The 3,389-nt window shown below is 65.6% G+C and carries 4 protein-coding genes; 1 reads left to right on the forward strand and 3 read right to left on the reverse strand.

The features are described 5' to 3' along the window. The first annotated feature begins 70 nt into the window (after window positions 1–70). Window positions 71–1,540: a flavin-containing monooxygenase gene (locus tag BN4332_RS24455; protein ID WP_066902074.1), complete on the forward strand. Its 1,470-nt coding sequence runs from the start codon at window positions 71–73 to the stop codon at window positions 1,538–1,540. Window positions 1,541–1,617: 77 nt separating this feature from the next. Here BN4332_RS24455 and rraA read toward each other — a convergent pair whose 3' ends face one another. From rraA to BN4332_RS33045, 3 genes are all read right to left on the reverse strand, one after another. Then, window positions 1,618–2,103 carry a ribonuclease E activity regulator RraA gene (gene rraA / locus BN4332_RS24460; protein ID WP_066902075.1) on the reverse strand — a complete coding sequence of 162 codons (486 nt, stop codon included), beginning with the start codon at window positions 2,101–2,103 and terminating at the stop codon, window positions 1,618–1,620. Between the two features lie 20 nt (window positions 2,104–2,123). Then, window positions 2,124–2,888 carry a MerR family transcriptional regulator gene (locus BN4332_RS24465; RefSeq protein ID WP_066902076.1) on the reverse strand — a complete coding sequence of 255 codons (765 nt, stop codon included), beginning with the start codon at window positions 2,886–2,888 and terminating at the stop codon, window positions 2,124–2,126. Window positions 2,889–2,932: 44 nt separating this feature from the next. Further along, window positions 2,933–3,389, reverse strand: a 457-nt coding sequence (locus BN4332_RS33045; protein ID WP_066902077.1) for a hypothetical protein, incomplete at its 5' end; no start/stop codon positions are given.

The raw sequence follows: 3,389 nt of genomic DNA on the forward strand, positions 1-3,389 counted from the left end.
GCCTAACACTGTGTTGAATTTATCGACAGGGTGTTGACCGACTCAACACCGTGTTGATACCGTCGGTCCCATGAACGAACACTTCGATGTTGTGATCGTCGGTGCCGGCATCTCCGGCATCAGTACCGCCTGGCACTTGCAGAACCGCTGCCCGACCAAGAGCTACGTGATCCTCGAGCGTCGCGAGAACATCGGCGGCACCTGGGACCTGTTCAAATACCCGGGCATCCGCTCCGACTCGGACATGTTCACCCTCGGATTCCGGTTCAAGCCGTGGGAGTCGGCCAAGTCCATCGCCGACGGCCAGTCGATCTGGAACTACATCAACGAGGCCGCCGACGAGAACGGCATCCGCAACCACATCCGCACCGGTCACCGGGTCCTGTCGGTCGACTGGTCGGACGCCGAGAACCGCTGGACCGTGGACGTCGAGCACAACGGCGAAACCAAGCAGATCACCGCGTCGTTCCTCTCGGTGTGCAGCGGCTACTACAACTACGACGAGGGCTACTCGCCCGAGTTCCCGGGTGCGGCTGACTTCAAGGGCCAGATCATCCACCCGCAGCACTGGCCGGAGGACCTGGACTACACGGGCAAGAACGTCGTCGTGATCGGCTCCGGTGCCACCGCGGTGACGCTGATCCCGTCACTGGTCAACGGCGGCGTCGGTCATGTGACGATGCTGCAGCGCTCGCCCACCTACATCGGCTCGCTGCCGCTGGAAGATCCGGTCGCGCTGCGCACCAACAAGTACCTGCCGAAGAACCTGGCGCACTTCGTCAACCGGTGGAAGCAGATCGGTTACAGCACCGGGCAGTACCAGGTCGCCCGCAATTTCCCGGCAGTGTTCAAGAAGGTGCTGCGCCGCATGGCCGAGCGCCGGCTGCCCGAGGGCTTCGACTACGACAAGCACTTCAGCCCGCGCTACAACCCGTGGGACGAGCGAGTCTGCCTGGCGCCCAACGGAGACCTGTTCAAGGCCATCCGCTCCGGCAAGGCGGGCGTGGTCACCGACACCATCGAGACCTTCACCGAGACCGGCATCAAGCTGACCTCCGGGGAGGAGCTGCCGGCCGACATCATCGTCACCGCAACCGGTTTGAACATGCAGCTGTTCGGTGGCGCGGTGGCCAACCGCAACGGTGAGCCGATCGACCTGACCAAGGCCATGACCTACAAGGGTCTGATGCTCTCGGGTGTGCCGAACATGGCCATCACCTTCGGCTACACCAACGCGTCGTGGACCCTCAAGGCCGACCTGGTGTCGGAGTTCATCTGCCGCGTCCTGAACTACATGGATGCCAACGGTTTCGACCGTGTCGAGCCGCAGCACCCCGGCGACAGTGTCAAGGAGTTGCCGTTCATGGACTTCACCCCGGGCTACTTCCGCCGGGCCATGGACAGCCTGCCCAAGTCGGGCTCGGAAGCGCCGTGGAAGCTCAAGCAGAACTACTTCTTCGACATGCGCACGATCCGCTACGGCAAGGTCGACGAGGAGTCGCTGCACTTCACAAAACACCGTGCGGCCGTGACGGTTTAAGTCCGCTGAGAACCTAAGAAGCCCCCACTGCACAGTGGGGGCTTCTCTCGTCTGGCGCTAGGACGCGACGACGTGGCTTACTTGTCGTCTCCGACGACGACGATGCCGTCCTCGTCGGCGTAGGCGATCTCGCCCGGGACGAACGTCACGCCGCCGAAGCTGACCTCGACGTCGCGCTCGCCCTCCCCGGTCTTGGTGCCCTTACGCGGGTTGGTGCCCAGGGCCTTGATGCCGACGTCGATGGTGCGCAACGCGGCCGCATCCCGTACCGCGCCGTGCACGATCACCCCGGACCAGCCGTTGTCGGCGGCCAGCCCGGCGATGATGTCACCCACCAGTGCGGTGTGCAGCGACCCGTCGCCGTCGACCACGAGCACCCCGCCGTTGCCGGGAGTGGACAGGATCGACTTCAGCAGCGCGTTGTCCTGGAAACAGCGCACCGTGGTGATCGGCCCGGCGAACATGGTCTTGCCGCCGTAGTTCTGCAGCTGCAGGTCGCAGCTGCGGACATCGGGGTAGATCTCGTCGACCAGATCAGCGGTGGCGCGCGGTTCGATACTCACCCGGCGATTATCGCAGGACGCTATCGGCCGATGCTGTGCACGATGATGTCGTGCACGAACTGGGCCAGGCCGGGTTCGGCGTCGTCGTAGTAGCGGGTGAACCGCTCGTCCTCGACGTAGATGGTGGCCAGGCAGACGTGCATGTCGTCGCTGCAGTCGTAGAACCGCGAGATGTTGGCGCGATGCCGGGCCGCCAGTTCGTTGGCCGGTGCCGACCCGGGACGCACCCCGGCGCGCTTCCCTTCGGCCAGGGCCGCGAGCAGCGCATCGTTCTCGGCCTTGAACTCGATCCAGTCCTGCTTGGTCATCTGCGCCGTGCGCTGCCGGGACTGCCGCCATTCCTCGGTATCACCCCAGCGCTCGCGGGCCTCGTCGTCGTGCTCGTCGAAAACCGCACTGCCGAAGATCTCCACCTGTTCCTCGGCGGTCAACTGAATTCCCTTGTCGTGGGCGCTCATCAATTCCTCCACTGCCTTGATGGTCTGCTGCAACTGCTCGGCTTGATCGCACAGCAGGCTGTGCTGGCGTTGCAGGTGGGCGAGCACGTCGGCATCGGGGTCGTCGAGCACGGACCGGATCTCGTCCAGCGCCAGCCCGACGGACCGATACACCAGCACCAGGTGCAACCGCTCGATGTCGGCGTCGGTGTAACCGCGATAACCCGCCGCGGTACGCACACTGGGCACCACCAGGCCGATGTGGTCGTAGTGATGCAGGGTCCGCACGGAGACACCCGTCAGTGCGGCGACCGCGCCGACGGACCTCACCTGTGGATTCGCGTGCATGAGGCCACTATCGACCCTGACGTCGCGTCAGGGTCAAGCCCGGATCAGCTGTCCTCGGAATGTCTGCGGCTCAGCAGGACCAAGATCACGGCCAACACGCCGACGGCCACCGCCGCGGCGAGTGGCACCTTGGATGACGGGGTCTCACGCAGCGGGGCCGGCACCGGGCCTGACACCGGGTTGGTGGCCGAGGAGACGGTCGACTTGGCCTGTGCGGCAGCCTCTTTGGCCGCCGACCGGACATCGGCCAACGGGGTGACGGGAGCCGGAGTGGGCTCGACCGGAGTCGGTGTCGGCTTCGGCTCGGCCGGAGTCGCGGCCTGCGGTGGAGCAGGTGGAGCCTTCTTGGCCGGGGCTTTCTTGGCGGGCGCCTTCTTGGCGGCCTTGGCCGGAGCCTTCTTCGCCGCAGCCTTCTTGGCAGGCGCCTTCTTGGCCGGGGTCTTCTTGGCCGGCGGCGGGCCGGGCTTGGGAGCGGGCGCGGGCGGAGCAGGATCCGCGCCG

The organism is Mycolicibacterium houstonense (assembly GCF_900078665.2).
GTDB lineage: Bacteria > Actinomycetota > Actinomycetes > Mycobacteriales > Mycobacteriaceae > Mycobacterium > Mycobacterium houstonense.